General features: G+C 70.2%; 20 protein-coding genes. 8 read left to right on the top strand and 12 right to left on the bottom strand.

The features are described 5' to 3' along the window. Positions 1 to 7: 7 nt before the first annotated feature. Complete coding sequence (locus tag JYA75_RS00165; RefSeq protein WP_072634294.1) at positions 8 to 832, bottom strand: sugar phosphate isomerase/epimerase; 825 nt, start codon at positions 830 to 832, stop codon at positions 8 to 10. A 186-nt stretch (positions 833 to 1,018) separates the two neighbouring features. Between JYA75_RS00165 and JYA75_RS00160 the strand changes: the two genes are divergently transcribed. From JYA75_RS00160 to JYA75_RS00145, 4 genes are all read left to right on the top strand, one after another. Then, positions 1,019 to 2,419, top strand: a complete 1,401-nt coding sequence (locus tag JYA75_RS00160) for an MFS transporter (RefSeq protein WP_072634324.1) — start codon at positions 1,019 to 1,021, stop codon at positions 2,417 to 2,419. After that, entirely contained in the window at positions 2,416 to 3,300 is an 885-nt protein-coding gene (locus JYA75_RS00155; RefSeq protein ID WP_006937900.1) for a transketolase, read from the top strand. The genes JYA75_RS00160 and JYA75_RS00155 overlap by 4 nt, the downstream gene beginning before the upstream one ends. After that, positions 3,297 to 4,286: a transketolase C-terminal domain-containing protein gene (locus JYA75_RS00150; protein WP_006937901.1), complete on the top strand. Its 990-nt coding sequence runs from the start codon at positions 3,297 to 3,299 to the stop codon at positions 4,284 to 4,286. The genes JYA75_RS00155 and JYA75_RS00150 overlap by 4 nt, the downstream gene beginning before the upstream one ends. 104 nt (positions 4,287 to 4,390) lie before the next feature. Further along, positions 4,391 to 5,047, top strand: coding sequence for a GntR family transcriptional regulator (locus JYA75_RS00145; protein ID WP_065923032.1), 657 nt, complete (start codon positions 4,391 to 4,393; stop codon positions 5,045 to 5,047). A 202-nt stretch (positions 5,048 to 5,249) separates the two neighbouring features. Here the strand turns inward: JYA75_RS00145 and JYA75_RS00140 are convergent, their stop codons facing one another. From JYA75_RS00140 to iolC, 7 genes are read right to left on the bottom strand one after another with little or no spacing between them, the layout of a single operon-like run. Next, on the bottom strand, positions 5,250 to 6,083 hold the full coding sequence (locus JYA75_RS00140; protein ID WP_203329571.1) for a sugar phosphate isomerase/epimerase family protein: 834 nt from the start codon (positions 6,081 to 6,083) through the stop codon (positions 5,250 to 5,252). Positions 6,084 to 6,088: 5 nt separating this feature from the next. Then, complete coding sequence (locus JYA75_RS00135; RefSeq protein ID WP_203329570.1) at positions 6,089 to 7,129, bottom strand: Gfo/Idh/MocA family oxidoreductase; 1,041 nt, start codon at positions 7,127 to 7,129, stop codon at positions 6,089 to 6,091. 21 nt (positions 7,130 to 7,150) lie between these two features. Next, a complete protein-coding gene (locus JYA75_RS00130; RefSeq protein WP_065923030.1) occupies positions 7,151 to 8,056 on the bottom strand; it encodes a sugar phosphate isomerase/epimerase in 906 nt (301 codons plus the stop codon). 28 nt (positions 8,057 to 8,084) lie between these two features. Next, positions 8,085 to 10,100: a 3D-(3,5/4)-trihydroxycyclohexane-1,2-dione acylhydrolase (decyclizing) gene (gene iolD / locus JYA75_RS00125; protein ID WP_203329569.1), complete on the bottom strand. Its 2,016-nt coding sequence runs from the start codon at positions 10,098 to 10,100 to the stop codon at positions 8,085 to 8,087. Between the two features lie 4 nt (positions 10,101 to 10,104). Continuing rightward, positions 10,105 to 10,998: a 5-deoxy-glucuronate isomerase gene (gene iolB, locus JYA75_RS00120; RefSeq protein WP_065923540.1), complete on the bottom strand. Its 894-nt coding sequence runs from the start codon at positions 10,996 to 10,998 to the stop codon at positions 10,105 to 10,107. Positions 10,999 to 11,003: 5 nt separating this feature from the next. Further along, complete coding sequence (locus JYA75_RS00115) at positions 11,004 to 11,906, bottom strand: aldolase (RefSeq protein ID WP_203329568.1); 903 nt, start codon at positions 11,904 to 11,906, stop codon at positions 11,004 to 11,006. Beyond that, positions 11,899 to 12,885: a 5-dehydro-2-deoxygluconokinase gene (gene iolC, locus JYA75_RS00110; RefSeq protein ID WP_161995557.1), complete on the bottom strand. Its 987-nt coding sequence runs from the start codon at positions 12,883 to 12,885 to the stop codon at positions 11,899 to 11,901. Before iolC ends, JYA75_RS00115 begins: the two co-directional genes overlap by 8 nt. Before the next feature lie 196 nt (positions 12,886 to 13,081). Between iolC and JYA75_RS00105 the strand changes: the two genes are divergently transcribed. Further along, positions 13,082 to 13,819, top strand: a complete 738-nt coding sequence (locus JYA75_RS00105; protein WP_203329567.1) for a GntR family transcriptional regulator — start codon at positions 13,082 to 13,084, stop codon at positions 13,817 to 13,819. 605 nt (positions 13,820 to 14,424) lie between these two features. Here JYA75_RS00105 and JYA75_RS00100 read toward each other — a convergent pair. The 3 genes from JYA75_RS00100 to JYA75_RS00090 are packed head-to-tail and all read right to left on the bottom strand — an operon-like array spanning position 14,425 to position 17,091. Next, a complete protein-coding gene (locus JYA75_RS00100; protein ID WP_161995413.1) occupies positions 14,425 to 15,615 on the bottom strand; it encodes an acetyl-CoA C-acetyltransferase in 1,191 nt (396 codons plus the stop codon). Between the two features lie 49 nt (positions 15,616 to 15,664). Next, positions 15,665 to 16,327, bottom strand: a complete 663-nt coding sequence (locus JYA75_RS00095; RefSeq protein WP_006942868.1) for a CoA transferase subunit B — start codon at positions 16,325 to 16,327, stop codon at positions 15,665 to 15,667. After that, a complete protein-coding gene (locus JYA75_RS00090; protein ID WP_029541161.1) occupies positions 16,324 to 17,091 on the bottom strand; it encodes a CoA transferase subunit A in 768 nt (255 codons plus the stop codon). The genes JYA75_RS00095 and JYA75_RS00090 overlap by 4 nt, the downstream gene beginning before the upstream one ends. Positions 17,092 to 17,294: 203 nt before the next feature. On the opposite strand from JYA75_RS00090, the gene JYA75_RS00085 reads away from it, so the two are divergent. Next, positions 17,295 to 18,077 carry an IclR family transcriptional regulator gene (locus JYA75_RS00085; RefSeq protein ID WP_043801479.1) on the top strand — a complete coding sequence of 261 codons (783 nt, stop codon included), beginning with the start codon at positions 17,295 to 17,297 and terminating at the stop codon, positions 18,075 to 18,077. A 61-nt stretch (positions 18,078 to 18,138) separates the two neighbouring features. Here JYA75_RS00085 and JYA75_RS00080 read toward each other — a convergent pair whose 3' ends face one another. Beyond that, positions 18,139 to 19,176 (bottom strand): phosphotransferase family protein, encoded by a 1,038-nt coding sequence (locus JYA75_RS00080; RefSeq protein ID WP_029541167.1) that lies wholly within the window; start codon positions 19,174 to 19,176, stop codon positions 18,139 to 18,141. A gap of 351 nt (positions 19,177 to 19,527) precedes the next feature. Here JYA75_RS00080 and JYA75_RS00075 point away from each other — a divergent pair, with 351 nt between their 5' ends. After that, the gene (locus JYA75_RS00075) at positions 19,528 to 20,367 is read left to right on the top strand and encodes an enoyl-CoA hydratase-related protein (RefSeq protein WP_203329566.1); all 840 of its coding nucleotides are present in this window, start codon (positions 19,528 to 19,530) and stop codon (positions 20,365 to 20,367) included. Continuing rightward, entirely contained in the window at positions 20,354 to 21,388 is a 1,035-nt protein-coding gene (locus JYA75_RS00070; protein WP_043801613.1) for a phosphotransferase family protein, read from the top strand. The genes JYA75_RS00075 and JYA75_RS00070 overlap by 14 nt, the downstream gene beginning before the upstream one ends. Positions 21,389 to 21,416: the final 28 nt, after the last annotated feature.

Below are 21,416 nucleotides of genomic sequence, written 5' to 3'. Positions count from 1 at the left end.
GGCTGGGTCAGGGAATGAGGGGGGAGATGAGGCGGGCCGCCTCCGCGGTGCCGGCGGGGCGCTGCGCGTCGGTGATGTCGCGGGTTTCGAGTTCGAGGCTGAAGTGGCCCGCGTATCCGAAGGCGGTGAGGGCGTCGATGCCGGCGGCGAAATCGGCGGCGCCGTTGCCGATGCCGAGATTGATGTTCCCCGGGACGGCATCGCGCAGGTGCACATGGGTGATGCGATGGCCGAACAGGCCGACGAAGCCGACCGGGTCGCCGCCGGAAGCGACGATGTGGCTGAAGTCCATCACGATCCCGATCTCGGGGGAGAGTCGGGCGGTCAGTTGCGCGGCACGTGCGGTGTCGCAGCACAACCGGTACACGTGCAACGACTCGGTCCACAGGGCCACGCCGAACGTGCGGGCCGTGTCGGCTGCCCACTCCAATTGGGCGGCAACAGCATCGAGGTCCTCGTCCAATGACCGGACCGGGGTGTGGTCGAGGGCTCCGCACGGCAGGACCAGCGCCCGGGCCCCGACACCGGCGGTGAGGGTGAGCAGCCGATCGAGGTGACGTCTCCGCTCGTCGCGCTGTGCCGGGGTCAGGGGCAGGTTGAGGTCGCCGATGTCGCCGTTGACGCTGCGCACGCGCAGGCCCGACGCGGCCACCTCCTTGGTCACCTGTTCGACGCCGGCGGTGTCGAGCCCGAAGGGGACGTGGTCGCACACTCCCGGCAGGGCTCCGAGATCGATCTCGGCGAACCCGAGTTCGGCGATGGTGGAGAGCGCGTCGCTCAGCGCGAGGTGACGGAAGCTGATCGACGAGCAGCCGAGCCGGTCGTGGACCACGAGAACTCCTTCGAGGAAGCGGGGTGATGGGGACCACGGTAGAACGATTCACTGTCAACAGTCAACGGTCGAAGATTGACGGTTGACAGGGACTGGTGGCGGCGGTCACACTCGGTGCACACTGTTGACAGTCGACATCCACTGCCCGATCCCCACCGGTCCTCCCGGTTCGAAGAGGAGATGTTCATGAGCACCGATGCTCTCCGGATGCGTGGTCCCGTCCACGGCACGAAAGACGCGAAACGCGTCGCGATCGGCTCCTCGGTAGGGGCGGTCATCGAGACCTACGACTTCATCGGCTTCGGCACCGCCGCTGCCCTGTACTTCGGTACCGCCTTCTTTCCCAGCGGCGATCCGGTCATCGGTACCCTCGCCGCCTTCGCCACCCTCGGTGTCGGATTCGCGGCCAGGCCCCTCGGCGGCATCCTCGGCGGACACCTCGGGGACAGGATCGGGCGCAAGCCCGTCCTGGTCGCCTCCCTCATCGTCATGGGCCTGGCCACGTTCGCGATCGGCCTGCTACCGACCTACACCCAGGTTGGACTCGTCGCCCCGGCCCTGCTGGTGACGGTGCGGATCGTCCAGGGTCTGGCCTTCGGCGCCGAGTGGGGCGGGGCGATCCTGATGAGCTACGAACACGCCCCCTGGAAGGCCAAGGGCCGCTACACCGGCATCGTCCAGGCCGGCTTCCCGGTCGGACTGCTGCTGGCGAATCTCGTCTTTCTCTTCAGCGTGCACCTCGACGGTGACTGGGCGTGGCGCGTACCGTTCCTCGCCAGCATCGTCCTGGTTGCCGTGGGCCTGATCATCCGGTCCAAGGTGCCCGAGTCGCCGGTCTTCGAAGACGTCAAGGACAGCGGCGAGATTGCCGCGTCCCCGGTGCTCGAGTCGATCAAGAAGGACTGGCGCGACATCCTGCGCGGCATCGGGCTGCGGGTCGCCGAAACCGCCGGATACGCCGTCTCGATCACCTACATGATCTCCTACCTGCACACCAACGACCTGGCCGGAAAATCCGAAACGCTCCTGGCGCTGTGCGTCGCCTCCGCGATCGGCATCGTCGCCACCTTCGCCTGGGCCGCCCTGACGGACCGCATCGGGCGGCGCCCGGTGTACCTGGGCGTGTGCGCCTTCGCCGCCCTGTTCGGCGTGCCGATGTTCCTGCTGGTCAACACCGGCCTGTTCGTCCTGATCGTCGCCACGATCGTCATCGCCTACGCGGTGTGCCAGAACGCCCTCGCCGGCGCCCAGGGTGCCTGGTTCCCCGAACTGTTCCAGGCGGCGCGGCGCGCGTCGGGCGCCTCCCTGGCCTACCAGATCTCGGCCATGGTCTCCGGCTTCACCCCGTTCGTCACCACCCTGCTCTACGTCTCTCTCGGCTGGGTCGGCCCGGCCCTGCTGTTCAGTGCCTTCGGGCTGATCGGCTTGATCACCGCCCTGCTCACCCGGGAGACCTGGGGTGCGGCCGAACGTCGCCTCGCCGACGAGGCCACCCGCTCAGAAGAACACGCCTCCGGCCCCGGCGGCGCAACGCTGCGCCACCGGTCCGGGACGGCATCGAGCACCAAGGAAAAGGAACTGCTGTGACCACCACTGCGCACGCCGGCGCCGTCCATCGCGACCGCCGCCTCGCCGCCGTCGACGAGTTCGCCTACCGCCTCAGGCACAATGTGCTCGACATGGGCCAGGAACAGGGCCAGGGCTACGTCGGACAGGCCCTCGGCGCGGCCGACATCCTGGCCACCGTCTACGCGGAGCACCTCCGGTTCCGTGCCGACGACCCGGACTGGGCCGGCCGCGACCGGTTCCTGCTCTCGACCGGCCACTACGCCATCGGCCTGTACGCAGCGCTCGCCGAGGCCGGGATCGTTCCCCGCGACGAACTGCTGACGTACGGCTCGGACGATTCCCGCCTCCCGATGTCGGGTATGTCGACCTACACCCCCGGCATGGAGATCTCCGGAGGCTCGCTCGGGCACGGTCTCCCCATCGCCGTGGGAATGGCCCTGGGTCTGCGCCACCAGGACTCGCAGGCACGGGTGTTCAACTTCCTGTCCGACGGTGAGCTCGACGAAGGTTCGACCTGGGAAGCGGCGATGAGCGCGCACCACCACCAGCTCGGCAACCTGATCGCGATGGTCGACATCAACGCCCTGCAGGCCGACGGCCCGACCGCCGGGGTACTGAGCACCGAACCCGTGCACGACAAGTGGACCGCCTGCGGCTGGCGCACCTACCGCGTCGACGGCAACGACACCGGCGCCCTGCTCGGCGCCTTCGACGAGGCCGCGGCCGGTGCCGCCGTGCGCGGCGCGCCGGCGGTCGTCCTGTGCGACACGCGAGTCGGCAAGGGCGTGCCGTTGCTGGAGACCAGGGAGAAGGCCCACTTCATGCGCATCGACGAGCACGAATGGCAGATCTGCCGCGACCAGTTGACCGCCGGATACGACCTCGAGGATGCTCGATGACCACCACCGCCCCCAAGCTCAAGACGTCGGCGATGATCGCCTCCTTCGTCGACCCCGGCCAGAAGACGACCGCCGCGCCGTTCGGCCACGCACTGGTCGCGGCGGCACGGGAGAACGACAAGATCGTCGGACTGTCCGCGGATCTGGCCAAGTACACCGACATGCACATCTTCGCCGAGGCGTTCCCGGACCGCTTCTTCCAGATGGGCATGGCCGAGCAGCTGCTGCTCGGCGCCGCCGCCGGCATGGCCGAAACCGGACTGGTGCCGTTCGCCTCGACCTACTCGGTGTTCGCCGCCCGTCGCGCCTACGACTTCCTGTGCCTGGACATCGCCGAACCGAACCTCAACGTCAACATCGTCGGCGGCCTGCCCGGCCTGACCACCGGCTACGGCCCGAGCCACCAGGCCACCGAGGACATCGCCATCTTCCGGGGCATGCCCAACCTGACGATCGTCGACCCGTGCGACTCGGTCGACATCGAGCAGGCGGTACCACAACTGGCCGCCTGCGAGGGGCCGACCTATCTGCGATTGCTGCGCGGCAAGGTCGCCACCGTCCTCGACGAGTACGACTACACCTTCGAGCTCGGCAAGGCCAAGGTACTGCGCGACGGCAACGACGTGGTCTTCGTCGCCAGCGGCCTGATGACCATGCGGGCACTGCAGGCGGCGCAGGAGCTGTCCCGGCACAACGTCGATGTCGCCGTGGTCCACACCCCGACGATCAAACCGTTCGACGCCGCCACCGTGCTCGCCGAGATCGACACGGACCGCCTCGTGGTCACCCTCGAGAATCACACGGTCGTCGGAGGGCTGTTCGAAACGGTGGCCGCTGCCGCCGCCGGGGCGGGGCTGGGCCGGAAGATCACCCCGATCGCGCTGCCCGACCGCTTCCTCGACGCCGGTGCCCTGCCGACGCTGCACGATCGTTACGGCCTGAGCACCGACCGCATCGTCGCCCGCGTCCTGGACGAGCTGAGCTGAGCTGACGCAGTGTGGACGGGCCCGCGCCGCCGCCGGCGCGGGCCCGTATCATTGTCGACAGACTGCTGTCGACAGTCGCCCGCTGACACCGCCTGGAGGCATCAATGGCCGCACAACCTGCCGCGCTGCTCGGACTGGAGAAGACCAGTTTGCGCCAGCAGGCCGTCGCGGCTCTGCGCAGCGCGATCACCAGCGGCGCCCTCGCCCCCAGCAGCCCGCTCGTCGAAACCGAGCTGTCCGAGATGCTCCAGATCAGCCGCGGCACCTTGCGCGAGGCCATGCGCCAGCTCCAGCAGGAAGGCCTGATCTCCGCCGGCGCCCGGGGCCGGCTCTACGTGCGCCACCTCGACGCCAAGGAGATCCGCGACATCTTCGCCGTCCGCGCGGCCCTCGAAGCCCTCGCGGTCCGGGAGCTCGCCGAGCTTCCCGACCGCTCCACCGTGGTCCCGGCCCTGCGCGCGGCGCTCGACATCATGGCGCGTGCCGAGCACGATCTCGATGCGCGCATCGAGGCGGATCTGAACTTCCACCGCATCCTCTGCCGTCTGACCGGCAACGAGACACTGATGCACTCGTGGCAGTCCCTCGAAGGGTCGATCCGCATGTCCATCATGTTCGCCGGCCTGGAAAAGGCTGTCGGCAACATGGACGTCGGACGGCACAGCGCCATCGTCGACGCCATCGAAACCGGCGACTCCGACGAAGCGGCCGCCGCCGTGCGTTCCCATATGAAATGGGCTGCAGCCAACCTCGTTTCGTAGCCGGTTTCCCTCCGATACCGCCGGTCCGGCCGTCGTGGCGCTTCTCCGCGCCCGTTCGGGCGGTGGAGTGGTCCCCGCGCTTCGACAGGCCGCCGACGCATCCCCGCGACGAGGGGCGCGCCGGCGGCCTGTCCTGTGCGCGCGGGTGATGAATATGGGCATATGTCTTGACATATACCGGGGCTATGTGTGAGGGTCGTCACTACGGATTAGCACGTGCTAAACCGCTCGGATTACATCTGCAGACTCTTCCCTCCATCACGGTGTCGTCACGGTCGTAGAAACCGATCTCGGCGAGGCCCCCGAAGAACTCGTCCCAGTCGACGTCGCCGTCGCCGATCTTCAGGTGCTGGTGGACACGGACCGCGTTGCCGGGGGGATTGGTGATGTAGCGAAGGCCGTGCGAGGCGTGATGGTCCATCGTGTCCGCGACGTGCACCAGGCGGAGCATGTCGCCGGCGGTCCGCATGATCTCCAGCATGTTGCCGCCCATGTGATAGGTGTGGCAGGCGACGTACACCAGTCCGAAGTTCTTCGAATTGATACCGCGGATCATCCGGATGGCGGCCAGTCCGTCCTCCACGAAGTCGTCCGGGTGCGGGTCGATCCGGACGTCGATGCCCTCGCGTTCGATGATCGGGACGAGTTCCTCCATCGACCGGTAGAACGCCCGCTCGGACTCCTCGGCCTTCTCCGGCCGGCCTGAGAATTCGGTGTTCATCACGTTCACACCCAGGTCGACCGTGATCTGGATGGCGCGCTTCCAGTACCGCACCGCGGCTTCACGCGCATCCTCGTCCGGACCGGACCAGCGCAGCACGGGGAGCACGGAGGCGATGCCGACGCCCGCGTCGGCGCACGCCTTGCGGAACTTGGCCACCAGCGCGTCGTCCGCCTTCGGGTGGTTGAAGAACGGGATCATGTCCACGTGCGGGGTCAGTTGCAGGTAGTCGTAGCCGAGTTCGGCGACGATCCCGGGCAGTTCGAGCAGCGAGTGGGAGTGGTGGAACGGGGTGGGATCCAGGGCGATCTTCACGGCGGTCACGCTCCCGGGACGGACGCGCGGTCCACCATGTCCACGGCGACCCGCTCACCGGTCTCGAGCGAACGGACGCCGGCCTCGCACACCGCCGCGGCGGCGTAGCCGTCCCAGGCGCCGGGACCGTCGACGTAGCTGCCGGTCTCGGCGCCCGACCGTACCGCGTGCACCCAGCGCTGGATCTCGGCGTCGTAGGCGGCACCGAAACGCACCCGGAAGTCCGGCGTGATGGTGCCGCCCCAGACGCCGGGGCGGGTCTTGCGGACCAGTCCCACGTCCAGGCCGATCATCGCGGAGCCGAGCTCGCCGACGACCTCGGTGCGCACCTCGTACGCCAGGCCGGTGGTGACGAACGCCTCGACGTCGACGTGGCGGCCGGTCTCGGTGGTGAAGATGGCGATCTGGGGATCCTGCAGATCGGAGCCGGAGAGCGTGTTGGCCGTCGGCCTGATGATCTGCACGGAGGTGATCTCCTCGGCGAACAGGAACCGGGTGACGTCGACCTCGTGCACGATCGAATCCTTGACGATCATCGCGCTGTCGAAGTACGACGGGACCCCAGGGTTGCGGTGCGCGCAGTGCATCACGAGCGGCTGCCCCAGCTCGCCCGCGACGAGGGCGGCCTTGAGCTGTTCGTACTCCGCGTCGAACCGGCGCATGAACCCGACCTGGATCAGCTTCCTGCCGAGCTGGGCCTCGCGCTTGACGATCTCGAGGGACGTCGCGGCGTCGGTGGTCAGGGGCTTCTCGCACATGACGGGCTTGCCGGCGTCGAGGCAGGCGAGCAGCTGCTTCTCGTGCGTGGGTCCCGGGGTGGCGAGCACGACGGCATCCACGTCGTCGGCGGCGATCGCGTCGAGCGGATCGGCGACGACGCGGGCGCCGGGCACGGTGGCGGCGACCTGCTCGGCCTTCTCGGTGAGGTAGTCGTTGATCACGGTGACGCGCGCGCCGCTGATGCGGTCGGTGATGCGGGCGACGTGGTCGGCGCCCATCATGCCGACGCCGAGCACGGCGATGCGGAGATCGGTGTTGTCGGACATTCTCGGTGGCTCCTGACGTACTCAGACGAAGCGGACGGCTGGAATCCCGCAGGACCCCAGGTACTTTCGGGTGCGCTGTGCGATCGGCAGCGGGGCGTCGACCGGGCAGGGGTACATGTCCTGCTCGACGATGGCGAACACGTCGATCCCGAGCTGCTCGACCGCCTCGAGCAGGGGCGGCATGTCCGGGATGCCGCGCGGCGGTTCGGTCATCGCGCCGAGGCGCACGGCTTCGCCGAACGGCAGGTCCTCGGCCTCGACCTTGGCGCGGACCTCGGGATCGACCTGCTTGAGGTGCAGGTAGCCGATCCGGTCGGGGTGCTTGGCGATGATCGCCAGGTTGTCGCCGCCGCAGTAGCTGATGTGACCGGTGTCGAGGCACAGGTTGACGAACTCGGGATCGGTGCCGTCGAGGAACCGGTAGACGTTCTCTTCCGTGTCGACGTGGCTGTCGGCGTGCGGATGGTACTGGGCACGCACGCCGTACTTCTCGAACATGGCCTTGCCGAGCTCGTTCATGCCGCCGGTCTTCTTGCGCCACTGCTCCGGCGTCAGGTTGCGGTCCTCGAGCACCTCGCCGGTCGCGGGATGCCGCCACATCTCCGGGATCACCACGACGTGGGTGCCGCCCACTGCGGCGGTGAGCTGGGCGACGTCCTCGATCTGGGACCACACCGCGTCCCAGGAGTCGTCCTGGTGGAGGTGCTCGAACACCGTGCCGGCAGAGAGCTTCAGGTCGCGGGCCGCGAGCTCGTCGGTGAGCTGCTGCGGCTCGGTGGGCAGATAGCCGTAGGGGCCGAGTTCGATCCACCGGTAGCCGGCCGCCGCCACCTCGTCGAGGAAACGGGTGTAGGGCGTCTGCTGCGGGTCGTCCGGGAACCAGACGCCCCAGGAGTCGGGAGCGGAGCCGACGCGGATGGTGCTCATGTGGTGGGTGTCCTTCTCTCGGTGGGGGTCAGTTGTCGGTGGAGGACGATTCGGGCGCGGGTTCGGACGGGCGCAGGTAGGGACGCTGGACCTTCTTCCACGCCTCGTACACCTCGCGGGCCTGCTGTGTGGACTCGAGCGTCGAGGTCTCCGATACGGGGACGTCCCACCAGGATTCGCTGTCGGGTGCGCCGATGAGCGGGTCCGTCTCCACGTGGACGACGGTGGCGCGGTCGGACGCCTTCGCGGCCTCGAGGGCGTCGGCGAACTCCGCGGCGGTCGTCGCCCGCAGGACGTCCACGCCGAGGCTGGCGGCGTTGGCCGCCAGATCCACCGGCAGCACGCCGCCGTCCAGCCGGCCCCGGTCGCTGCGATAGCGGTACGAGGTGCCGAAGCGCTGCGAGCCGAGCGATTCCGACAGCGAGCCGATGGAGGCGAATCCGTGGTTCTGCACCAGCACCACGATCACCTTCACGCCCTCCTGCACGGCGGTGACGAGTTCGGTGGCCATCATCAGGTAGGAGCCGTCCCCGACCATCACGAAGACGTCCCGGTCGGGGCATGCCATCGCCACGCCGAGCCCGCCGGCGACCTCGTATCCCATGCACGAGTAGCCGTATTCCACGTGGTAGCCCTTGGGATCCCGGGTGCGCCACAGCTTGTGCAGGTCGCCGGGCATCGACCCGGCGGCGCACACCACGACGTCCCGCGGTTCCGAGATGGCGTTGACGAGCCCGATGACCTCGTTCTGGGTGAGGGCTTCGGCACCCGTCGCGACGTTCGTGCCGTGCACGCCGGGGGAGTAGACGGCGTCGACGGTCGCCTCCCAGTCGGCGGCGAGCTGCGCGACGAGGGCGCGGTAGCCGTCGGAGACGGCGTAGCCCGCCAGCGCCTCGTCGAGTGCCTCGATCGTCTCGCGGGCGTCGGCGACCACGCCGACGGCGCCCTGCTTGACCGCATCGAACGACGCCACGTTGATGTTGACGAACCGCACGTCGGGGTCGGTGAACGCGGTGCGGGACGCGGAGGTGAAATCGCTGTAGCGGGTGCCGATCCCGATCACCAGGTCGGCCTCGGCGGCCAGGGCGTTGGCGGCGGTGGTGCCGGTCGAGCCGATCGCTCCCACCGACTGCGGGTGGTCGTAGGGCAGCGAGCCCTTTCCGGCCTGGCTCTGCCCGACCGGAATCCCGGTGCGCTCGCAGAACCGCGCCAGCGCGTCCGTCGCGCGGCTGTAGACGACGCCGCCACCGGCGACGATCAACGGCCGGCGCGCCGACCGGATCGCCTCGGCCGCACGGGCCAGCGCTGCGCGCTCGGGCAGCGGGCGGCCCACGTGCCAGGTCCGTTCGGCGAACAGGGACACCGGCCAGTCGAACGCCTCCGCCTGCACGTCCTGCGGGATCGCGACGGTGGCGGTGCCGGTCTCGACCGGGTCGGTGAGGACCCGCATCGCGCCGAGCAGGGCCGCGGGCAGCTGCTCCGGCCGCCAGACCCGGTCGAAGAAGCGCGACACCGGACGGAAGCAGTCGTTGACGGTGACGTCCCCGGAGTCGGGACGTTCGAGTTCCTGCAGGACCGGAGCGCTGGCACGGGTGGCGAACGTGTCCGCCGGCAGGAGCAGCACGGGCAGGCGGTTGATCGTCGCGAGGGCGGCACCGGTGACCATGTTGGTCGAGCCCGGTCCGACGGATGCGGTCACGGCCCAGGCCTGGAGGCGGTCCTTCATGCGGGCGTAGGCGACGGCGCTGTGCACCATGGCCTGTTCGTTGCGGCCGAGCACGTACGGCAGGGAGGGCTCGCGCCCGGCGTCGAGGTCCTCGGTCTCGGCCTGCAGCAGAGCCTGGCCGAGGCCGGCGACGTTGCCGTGTCCGAAGATGCCGAAGCAGCCGGCGAAGAACGGGGTGCGCTCGCCGTCGCGTTCGACGTGCTGGGCGGCGAGGAACCGCACGGTCGCCTGCGCCACGGTCAGGCGCACGGTCTGCTCGGTGTCCGGCGTGCGGATTCCGGTGACCGCGCCGTCGCGGTCGGAGTTGATGGGCGCCACTGGTCTACTCTCCTGAGCTCTGGGGCGGGCGGCCGGTGTGGAGCGGCAGTCGGGGATCGATCTCCTGGTGTTCCCAGCTGGTGCGGAGCCAGGTGTGGGCGGGGTCGTCGCAGATGCGCCAGGCCCGTTCGGGGCCGGGTCCGGCCATCACGTTGAGGTAGTACATGTGGTAGCCGGGGGCCGCGATGGACGGGCCGTGGTAGCCGTGCGGGACGAGCACGACGTCGCCGCTGCGGACCTCCTCGAGCACCTCGATCGGCCGCTCGGGCGTGCCGTAGACCCGGTGGAAACCGAATCCTGTTGTGCCCGTCTCGCCTTCGTCGATCTCGAAGTAGTAGATCTCCTCGAGCTCGGACTCGGCGTCGGTGTTCTCGTCGTGCTTGTGGGCGGGGTAGGACGACCAGTTGCCGCCCGGGGTGATGACCTCGCACGCGATGATCGAGTCGGCGTCGAAGACATCCGCGGTGCCGAAGTTGTGCACCTGACGGCTGCAGTTGCCCGCGCCGCGCAGTTCGACGGGAACGTCGGCGGCCGGGACATACCGGAACGGCATCCGGCGGGTGGCGCGGGCACCGCAGAGCGCGAAGCGGCCACCGGCCGCGCTCGCGACCCGGAAGGAGCTGTCGACGCCGACGTAGGCGAAGTCGGTGGGGCCGTCGAAGACGCTCCGGCGGCCGGCGAGCGTCACCGTCTCGTCGGCGCAGCGCACCTCGGCGGAGCCGGACAGCGGCACGACGAGGATCTCGTCGTCGCCGGACCGGTGCTCGACGTGCTCGCCGGGGCCGAGTTCGACGACCCACAGGCTGGATTCGGACCACCCGGCGGTCTCGGGGGTGACGGCCACGGTGAACGGGGCCTCGCCGGTGGAGCGGGCGGGCAGGTAGTACTTGCTGTTCACGGCGCTCACCGCCCCAGCGAGACGGCGGTCGCGACGGCGCCGGCGACGTCGTCGTCGTGCGGGTACAGCAGGGTGCGCCCGACGACGAGGCCGCGCACGGACGGCAGGCCCAGCGCCTTCTCCCAGGCGGCGAAGGCGGCGTCGGGATCGCTGGGGTCCCCGCCGAGCAGCAGGGTCGGCAGCGTGGTGGCGTCCATGACCCGCTCCATCTCGTCGACCACGGGCAGTTTCATCCAGGTGTAGGCGGAGGTGGATCCGATGCCCTGCAGGATGTGGATCGACTTGATGACCGCGTCGGGCGACAGGTCGTTGCGGACCTTGCCGTCGACGAGCCGGGAGAGGAACGGCTCGAGCATAGCGATCAGGCCGTGGTCGGCGAGTTCGTCGACGGCCCGGGCACACTCGGTCATCATCGACAGGGTGCCGGGATCGTCGAGCGCCACCCGGCAGAGCATCTTCGCGCCGTTCATGCGGTACCGGGCGGTCGACGCGGCGGTCGCGCCGGTCATCCGGTCGTCGAATTCGAAGGTGGCGCCGGCGAGCCCGCCGCGGTTCATCGAGGAGAAGACCACCTTGTCCTCGAGCGCGCCGAGCAGCACGAGGTCGTCGAGGATGTCGGAGGTGGCGAGCACGCCGTCGACGCCCGGGTCCGCCAGCGCGGTGCGGAGCCGGTCGAGCAGGTCGGTGCGGCTGTTCATGGCGGTGGGCCGGTCGCCGACGGCCAGGGCGCCGCGGGCGGGGTGGTCGGCGGCGACGATCATCAGGCGCCCGTCGCCGCGCGTCGCGGGCCGGGTGGCCCGCGCGGCCCAGGCCCGTTCGATGGCGCCCGGATCCTCGGCGCGCAGCTCGGTGATCTCGCCGTAGGTCCGCTGGGGCGGGGTCGACGGCAGGGTGGAATTCTCAGACATCGACGGCCTCCGTGGCGGTCGCGTCGGCGAGGTGGGCGACCTCGTCCGCGGTGGGCATGGCGGTGGAGCATTCGAGGCGGGAGGCCACGATGGCGCCTGCGGCGTTGGCGTAGCGCAGGGTCTTCTCGAGCGGCCACCCGGCGAGCAGTCCGTTGATCAGCGAGCCGCCGAACGCGTCGCCCGCACCGAGGCCGTTGACGACGTCCACGGGGTTGGGCGCGACGGTCACCGACTGCGAGCGGGTCTTGCCGAGCACGCCTTTCGGGCCCTGCTTGACGATCGCGAGCTCGACGCCGAGGTCGAGCAGGGCGTCGGCCGCGCGGTGCGCATTGGTCTCGCCGACGGCGATCTCGCACTCCTCACGATTGCCGACGGCGACGGTGACGTGCTGCAGTGCCCGCTGGACCTGCTCGGTGGCGGCCGCCGGGGAATCCCAGAACATCGGCCGGTAGTCCAGGTCGAGGACCGTGTGCCGGATTCGGCCGCGCGCCTCCCAGGCGGCGAAATGTGCACTGCGGCTGGGTTCTTCGGACAGTCCGGTCACCGTCGCCCAGAACAGCCGCGCGGTGCGGACGGCCTCGAGGTCGAGGTGTTCGGGCTGGATCTGCAGATCGGGAGCCGACGGACGGCGGTAGAAGTAGAGCGGGAAGTCGTCGGGCGGGAAGATCTCACAGAAGGTGACCGGGGTGGGGTAGCGGCCGTCGGTGATCAGGTGCCGGGTCCGGACGCCGAGCCGCTCGAGTTCGGCGCGGACGAACCGGCCGAACGGGTCGGCGCCGATCCCGGAAATCAGGGCGCTGCTGCGCCCGAGCCGGGCCGCGGCAACGGCCACGTTCGCGGCGCTGCCGCCGAGAAACTTGCCGAAGGTCGACACGTCCTCCAGTCCGACGCCGGTCTGGAGCGGGTAGATGTCGACGCCGCTGCGTCCGATGGCGAGCACGTCCAGCGGGCGCTCGGTCTGCGTCTGCGTGGTGGTCAAGGCTGCACTCCCGAAAGATGATGGTGGCAGTCCGCGGGGATCGCGGCGTCCACAGAAACTGTGCGCCATGTCACCGGCGCGTGTCAATGCTTTGTCCTGACATATTGACTTGCAATCAAGCGTATGTCCGTGTTCACATACACTTCAGCTGAATCCGCGGTCCGCCGGGCCGCCTCGCTGGAGATCGGAGTGGTCCGTGAGTGCACAGCTCGCAGTCGAGCTCGACCGTTCGAGCCCGGTACCGCTGTACTTCCAGCTTGCCCAGGCCATCGAAAAGGCCATCCTTGGTGGGGATCTCGCCCCCGGCGACCGGTTCGAGAACGAGCTCGCGCTGGCGCAGCGGCTCAATCTGTCCCGCCCGACCACCCGGCGCGCCATCCAGGAACTCGTCGACAAGGGTCTGCTGGTACGCAAGCGCGGGGTCGGCACGCAGGTCGTCCAGAGTCCCGTCCACCGTCCCGTGGAGCTGACCAGCCTGTTCGACGACCTCGCCCGCGCGGGGCAGACCCCCACCACGAAGCTCCTCGACTATCGGGTGGGCCCTCCGGCCGAGGAGGTCGCGCTCGAACTCAATCTCGGGCCGGACGCGGAGGTGGTGTCGATCCGCCGGCTGCGGTGTACCAGCGGGGAACCGCTGGCGATCATGAACAACCACCTACCGGTCGCGATCGCGCCGGATGCGGACGAACTCGAGGATCACGGCCTCTATCAGTCGCTTCGTGCGCGCGGCGTGCACATCCGGCTGGCCCGCCAGCGCATCGGAGCGCGAGCGGCCACCCGCGAGGAGGCCGGCCTGCTCGACGAGAAGACGGGCGCGCCCCTGCTCACCATGAACCGCACCGCGTACGACGACTCGGGAACCGCCGTGGAGTTCGGTAGTCACTGCTACCGCGCGTCGCGCTACCACTTCGACACCACCGTCGTCGACCGCTGAGAACCCGCGGGCGCCTCTCGTGATGTCGTCGCGGCCGTCGTGGTGAACGCGGCAATCTCGGCGCATCTCCTCACGCTCGCGGCGCCGGCATCGGAGTCGCGGTCGCCGCGCTGACCGTCACCGTGTGCGGGGCAGCGGGGGCTGTGCGGCACCTGCCCGCCGGCGCGGAGTACTCGCTCGCCTCCGTCGTCCTGGCTCTGCTACGGGCACCGACGGTGTTCGAGAGTGCGCGGATGTCCCGCGCGCTCGGTGCCGCGGTGACCGGTTCGGCTCCCGAGCGGGTTCACCGATGACGTTCGGAACCGTTGCCGAACAGTATCTTTCGATTCCTATTCGGGCCTGGAGGCATGCGCACACCGAGGTCGAATCCGACAGCGACAGCGACGGGATCGCCCTCATCCTCGCCAACCCGGACGCGCTGGCCGCCGCCTTATCTCGGAGCGAGGGGACATTCGCACTTCAAGCTCTGTCCCGCATACCCGGTCGACCGCGTCGCGCGCCGGCCGGCGCGCGACAGGGTCCCCGGACACGCGTTCGGGCGGAGGCGATCGTGTCGCCTCCGCCCGAACGTGACGGTCCTCGACGGATCCTCGAGGTCGCGGGTCCTACGCCTTGGGGACGCGGACGATGAGGGCGTCGCCCTGGCCGCCGCCGCCGCACAGGGCCGCGGCCCCGACACCGCCGCCGCGGCGGGCCAGTTCGAGCGCCAGGTGCAGCACGATCCGGGCCCCGGACATCCCCAGCGGGTGCCCCAGCGCGATGGCGCCGCCGTTGACGTTGATCCGGGCCGGGTCCAGCCCCAGCTCGCGGCCGGAGGCGATCCCGACCGCGGCGAACGCCTCGTTGATCTCCACCAGGTCCAGCCCGGCCGGGTCCAGGCCCTCCCGGGCGCAGGCCTTGGCGATCGCCCGGGCCGGCTGGGACTGCAGCGTCGAGTCCGGGCCGGCGACCACCCCGTGCGCGCCGATCTCGGCGAGCCAGGACAGACCCAACTGTTCGGCCCTGGCCCGGCTCATCACCACCACCGCGGCCGCCCCGTCGGAGATCTGCGACGCCGACCCGGCGGTGACGGTGCCGTCCTTCGCGAACGCCGGCCGCAGCGCCGCCAGCGACTCGGCGGTGGTCTCCGGGCGGATGCCCTCGTCGGCGGTGACCACGACCGGCTCGCCGCGGCGTTGCGGGATCGACACCGGCACGATCTCCGCGTCGAACAGCCCGTCCTTCTGCGCGCGGGCCGCCCGCTGGTGGCTGGCGGCGGCGACGGCGTCCTGCTCGGCGCGGGAGACGAACCGGGTGCCGGTGTTGGCGGCCTCGGTGAGGTTGCCCATGGCCTGGTCGGTGAAGATGTCGTGCAGCCCGTCGAAGGCCATGTGGTCGCGCAGGGTCACATCGCCGTACTTGAACCCGGCCCGGGAGTGCTCGAGCAGGTGCGGGGCCTGGCTCATCGACTCCTGGCCGCCGGCGACGACGATGTCGAACTCGCCGGCGCGGATGAGCTGGTCGGCCAGCGCGATCGCGTCGATGCCGGACAGGCACACCTTGTTCACGGTCAGGGCGGGCACGTCCATCGGGATGCCGGCGGCCACCGCGGCCTGCCGGGCCGGGATCTGGCCGGCGCCGGCGGTGAGCACCTGACCCATGATCACGTACTCGACCTGCTCCGGGGCCACCCCGGCCTTGGCGAGGGCACCGGCGATGGCGACCCCGCCGAGGTCCGAACCGGAGAGGTCCTTCAGGGCGCCCTGCAGACGCCCCATCGGGGTCCGGGCTCCGGCAACGATGACAGAACTGGTCACGATGGGGTCTCCGATCTTGTTGTCGAGCAGTGGTATTCGACTACTTCTCTCAGACGAGCTCGTCGATGCGGATCTCGAGCGGCGCCGCGGTGGCCGCAACGACGTCGTCGACGGTCACGCCCGGCGCGAGCTCGCGCAGCGCGAGGGTCCCGTCGCCGACGACGTCGATCACCGCGAGGTCGGTGATGATCCGGTCGACGACACCCTGGCCGGTGAGGGGCAGGGAACACGTGTCGACGATCTTCGAATTGCCGTCGCGGTCGGTGTGTTCCATGACCACGATGACGCGGCTGGCGCCGTGCACCAGGTCCATGGCGCCGCCCATGCCCTTGACCATCTTGCCGGGAACCATCCAGTTGGCCAGGTCGCCGGTCCGGGAGACCTGCATGCCGCCGAGCACGGCGGTGTCGATGTGCCCGCCGCGGATCATGCCGAACGACAATGCCGAATCGAAGAATGCGGCACCGGGATTGACGGTGACCGTCTCCTTGCCCGCGTTGATCAGGTCCGGGTCGACGTTCTCCTCGGTCGGGTACGGGCCGGTGCCGAGGATGCCGTTCTCCGAGTGCAGCGTCACCTGCACGTCCGGCGGAAGATGACCGGGGATGAGCGTCGGCAGCCCGATGCCCAGGTTGACGTACTCGCCGTCGATCATCTCCGCGGCCGCGCGGGCCGCCATCTGGTCTCGGGTCCATCCCTTGGTGCCGGTCATCGTGCCGCCCCTTCCGTTGCCTGGACTGTCCGCTTCTCGATCCGCTTGTCCTGCGGACCGGTTTCGACGATGCGCTGCACGAAGATTCCCGGCAGGTGCACCTGCGCGGGATCGAGCTCGCCAGGCTCGACGAGTTCCTCGACCTGCGCGATCGTGACCTTCCCGGCCATCGCGGCCAGCGGGTTGAAGTTCATCGCCGTCTTGTCGAAGATCAGGTTGCCGGCGGTGTCGCCCTTGACGGCGTGCACCAGCGCGAAGTCGGCGGTGATGCCCTCCTCCATCACGTACCGCTTGTCGCCGAAGGCCCGGGTCTCCTTCGGCGGGGAGGCCACGGCCACCGAGCCGTCGACGTGGTACCGCCACGGCAGTCCGCCGTCCGCGACGGGGGTGCCGACACCCGCCGGGGTGAAGAACGCGGGGATGCCGGCGCCACCGGCGCGCAGCCGCTCGGCGAGGGTGCCCTGCGGGGTGAGCTCGACCTCGAGCTCACCGGCGAGATACTGGCGGGCGAACTCCTTGTTCTCCCCGACGTAGGAGGCGGTGACCCGGCGGATCTGGCGCGCGTTCAGCAGCAGGCCCAGGCCGTGGTCGTCGACGCCGCAGTTGTTGGAGAACACCTCGAGATCGCCGACGCCGGACTCGACCAGCGCGCGGATCAAGGCGTCGGGGATGCCGCACAACCCGAACCCGCCGACGGCGATCGTCGCGCCGTCGGACACGTCCGCGACGGCGGCCGCGGGCGTGTCGAACACTTTCGTTCCCATCACAGACCCCTTCTCGAGACTTCGGTCCCTCCGGACCCCGGTGCAGGATGCGTTCATTCAATGGACGATGACGCATCGGTCGAGTACCACTACATGCTCTGTGTTTGCCGATTTCAAGGCCTTGCGAGCGGCGCATTCGAGATTGCTCGCCCATCGGAACGTCGATTTCGACGGCGTTCACTGAGTAGACGTATTCTCGTGTCATGGAGGAGGCACAGAGACCCCACGTGATCGGCCGCGTCAGCGCGCTGCTGCGCGCGATCGCCGGGCACGAGCCCACCGGCTCGTCGACCTCGGATCTGGCCCGGGCGACGAACCTCGCGCGCCCGACGGCGCACCGCCTGCTGACTTCGCTCACCGACGAGGGCCTCGTCGACCGCGACCCGAAGACCGGTCGATGGTCGCTGGGGCCCGAGCTGTACCTGCTCGGCTCGCTGGCGGCCGGCCGTTACGACATCACCGACCTCGCCCGCGACATCCTGCGCGACCTCGCACGGGAGACCGGCGAGAGCGCCTTCCTGTCCGCCCGGCGCGGGGACGAGACCGTGTGCCTCGCCAGCGAGGAGGGCAGCTTCCCGCTGCGTTCCCACGTCCTCCACGTCGGGATCCGGCTGCCCCTCGGTGTCGCGTCCGCGGGGCTCGTCATCCTGTCCCACCTGTCCGACCGCGACATCGACGAGTATCTGTCCCGTACCGACCTGACCGCCGGGTGGGGGCCGGACCACAGCCGGCAGGCCGTCGAGGAACGGATCGCCGCGACGCGCCTGGCCGGCTACTCCACCAATCCCGCCCTGCTCGTGGAGGGAAGCTGGGGGATGGGGGCCGCCGTCTTCGACCACCGGGACGCGCCGGCCTGGGCGCTGAGCATCACCGGGGTGGAGAGCCGTTTCCGCGCCGACCGTCGTCCCGAACTCGGGGAACTGCTGCTCCGGCAGGCGCATCGTCTCACCCAGTTGCTGCGCCACCGCCCCCGGCGGTCCGGGTGAGGGACGATCGTCCGGACGCGCACCCGGATCGGGCCGCCGCACCGCCCGCACTCGCGTCGCGTCAGCCCGGCCCTCGCCCCGTGAGCACCGCGCGGGCCATCTCGGCCAGCTGCGCCGGACGCTGTGCGAGGGCGTCGATGTCGACCTCCTGATCGCCCATCGCGCCGGCGCGGAACCTCGCCGCCACACCCTCCGCGATGGCTGCGAGCTTCCACAGCGCGAAGCCCTGGTGATACCGCAGGTCGTCGAGGTCACGGCCGGTCGTGTCGGCGTACCGGGAGGCGACCGTGTCGACGTCGAGGAAACCGTCGGCGGGATCGGGCGCCCAGCCGATCACGTCGGCCGACGCCCAGGTGGCGGTGAGCCACCCGAGGTCGGCCATCACGTCGCCGATGGTCCACAGCTCCCAGTCCAGAACCGCGCGCACCTGCCCGTCGGTCCCGATCAGCAGGTTGCCCGGCCGGAAGTCGCCGTGCACCAACCCGGTCCACCGTTCGGCGGGCAGCTTCCGGGTCAGGAGCTCGTGGACGTCCCACACGGGCCCGGGACCGACACCGCCGGCGGTGAGCTGACGGCTCCAGCGCCGAAATTGGCGCTCGAGGTAGCTGCCCGGTTTGCGCAGTTGCGCCAGCGGTCCGGTCGTGGTGTCCACCGCGTGGATCACCGCGAGGGTGTCCACGATGCTGCGGGAGGCGGTCGGTCGGTTCGGCCGGGGGATCGCGGCGACCGTCTCGGCATCGTCGAGGACGATGCCCTCGACGTGCTTCATGACGTAGAAGTCCGCTCCCGTCACCGACCGGTCGGTGCAGCAGCCCGTCACCGGCGGCACCGGCACCGGGCCGCCGGCGAGCAGGTCGAGGATGCGCCACTCCCGCACGACGTCGTGGGCGGAGGAGAGCAGTTCCCCGGTCGGCGGCCGGCGCAGGACCCAACGCGTCCCCGCCTCGTCACGGACCCGGTAGGTGAGGTTGGACCGGCCTCCGGTGATCAGTTCGAAGTGCAACGGGGGTGCGACGTCCGGGAGGTGCTCGACGAACCACGCGGTGACGCGCGCTGCGTCGAGGCCGATCGGCTCGCTCGCGGCATCCACCTGAGCCATCGCGCCCTCTCTGCTCGTTCGGATTCGGTGCGGATCCCTCATGCTTACTCGCCTCGCGCACCGATCGGTACGTGCCGTGCCGGACCACCGGGGAAATTCGGGGCGCGGTCCACGCGCCCCAGACGCCGTTGGGCCCTGACCGGGTCCTCCGCCCGCCGGCGACCCGGGACTCGGGGATCGGGCAAGCCCCGTCGAGCCCGCGCCGACCGTGGCCCGGGCCGCCTGCCCCGGTCACATCCGGATGGCCCGAGCGATTGACATCACACCGCCTCGGGCGCAAACTATGCGAGCGCTCAGCAACTTGAATCTGACGTCAAGTTACGTGACTCCCTGCTGTGAAGGAGCACCCGGATGACCGACGCACCCGCCGCGGCGACCCGCGGCGTGGCCACCACCGACGACCTGGTCCTGACCGAGCGGCGCGGCCCCGTCGCCCTGCTCACTCTCAACCAGCCGGCCAAGCTCAACGCCTGGAGCAACGCGCTCGAGGACCGCTACTTCGACCTGCTCGCCGAGGCCGACGACGACCCGCAGGTGCGGGCCGTCGTCGTCACCGGTGCCGGCCGCGGATTCTGCTCCGGCGCCGACCTCGACGACCTGCGCCACGTCGCCGACGCGTCGGACGACGACCTGATGCGGCCACGCCCGCGCGACTTCCCGCTGCGGGTCCGCACACCGCTCGTCGCCGCGATCCGTGGACCCGTCGCGGGACTCGGCCTGGTCGAGGCTCTCTACTGCGACGTCCGCTTCGGCGACCCGACCGCCCGGTTCACCACCGCGTTCGCGCGCCGCGGGCTCATCGCCGAGTACGGCATCAGCTGGCTGCTGCCCCGCCTCGTGGGCCACAGCCGCGCCACGGACCTGCTCCTGTCGAGCCGTATGGTCGACGCGGACGAGGCCCACCGGATCGGCCTGCTCGACCATCTCGTCACCACCGGCGACGTCGTCGACGCCGCCGTCGCCTACGCGACCGACCTCGCCGCGCACTGCTCGCCGCGGTCGATGGCGACGATCAAGCAGCAGCTGCGCGACGACGCCGACCGGTCCTACCCGGACGCGCTCGCCGCCGCGGACCGCCTGATGCGCGAGGCCTTCCGCGGTCCCGACGTCGCCGAGGGCGTCGCCAGTCACCTCGAGCGGCGCGCCCCCGCGTTCGCCGCCCTGCCCGGGAGTGCCCATGCCCCTGCGTGAAACCGTCGGCATCGACCCGGACGCGATCCTGCGCTGGTTCCGCGACCTCGGCATCGAGCACACCGCGCCGCTGACCTTCGACCGCATCGGGCTCGGACAGTCGAACCTGACCTACCTGGTGCAGGACGGCGACGGCCGCCGGTGGGTGCTGCGGCGACCGCCGCTCGGGCACCTACTGGCGTCCGCGCACGACGTCGCGCGCGAGGCCCGCATCCTCTCCGCGCTCGAGGGCACCGACGTGCCGACGCCGAAGGTGTTCGGGCTCACCGACGATCCGGCATTCAGTGACGTGCCGCTGGTGCTCATGGAGTTCGTCGACGGACAGGTGGTGGACCGGATGTCCGTCGCCGAATCCCTGACGCCGGAGCGCCGCCGCCGGATCGGGCTGTCGCTCGCGCGGACGCTCGGCCGGATCCATGCCGTGGACCTCGAACGTACGGGGCTCGACGCCCTCGCCCGCCCCAAGCCGTATGCGGAGCGGCAGCTGCACCGCTGGGCCGGCCAGTGGGAGAAGTCGAAGACCCGCGAGCTGCCCGAACTCGACGACCTGACCCGCCGGCTCCTGGCCGCCGTGCCGCCACAGCACGAAATCACCTTGGTGCACGGTGATTTCCACCTGCGCAACGTCATCACCTCGTGCGAGAGCGGTGACGTCGTCGCCGCGCTGGACTGGGAACTGTCCACCGTCGGCGACCCCCTCGCCGACGTCGGGTCGTTGTTCGCGTACTGGCCCGAGCCGGGGGAGGACACCGGCGGCGACTTCCCCGCCTCCACCCTCGAGGGCTTCCCGAGCCGCGCCGAACTCGCCGCCGTCTACCTGGACGAGACGGGCCGCGACCCGGCGGCGCTGAAGTTCTGGCACGCGCTGGGGCTGTGGAAGGTGGCGGTGATCGCGGAGGGTGTGATGCGCCGCGCCCTCGACGAACCGCAGAACAAGGCCGCGGCCGGCACTCCCACGGTCGCGCGCATCGACGCTCTCGTCCACAAGGCCCGCGAGATCGCCGACGAAGCCGGCATCTGACGCCCCCACCACCCTCGACACGCAGGAG

The organism is Rhodococcus sp. PSBB066 (genome assembly GCF_017068255.1).
Taxonomy (GTDB): Bacteria; Actinomycetota; Actinomycetes; order Mycobacteriales; family Mycobacteriaceae; genus Rhodococcus; species Rhodococcus aetherivorans.
Note: the sequence above shows the minus strand (reverse complement) of the source record. Positions and strands in the feature narration are given on the sequence as shown.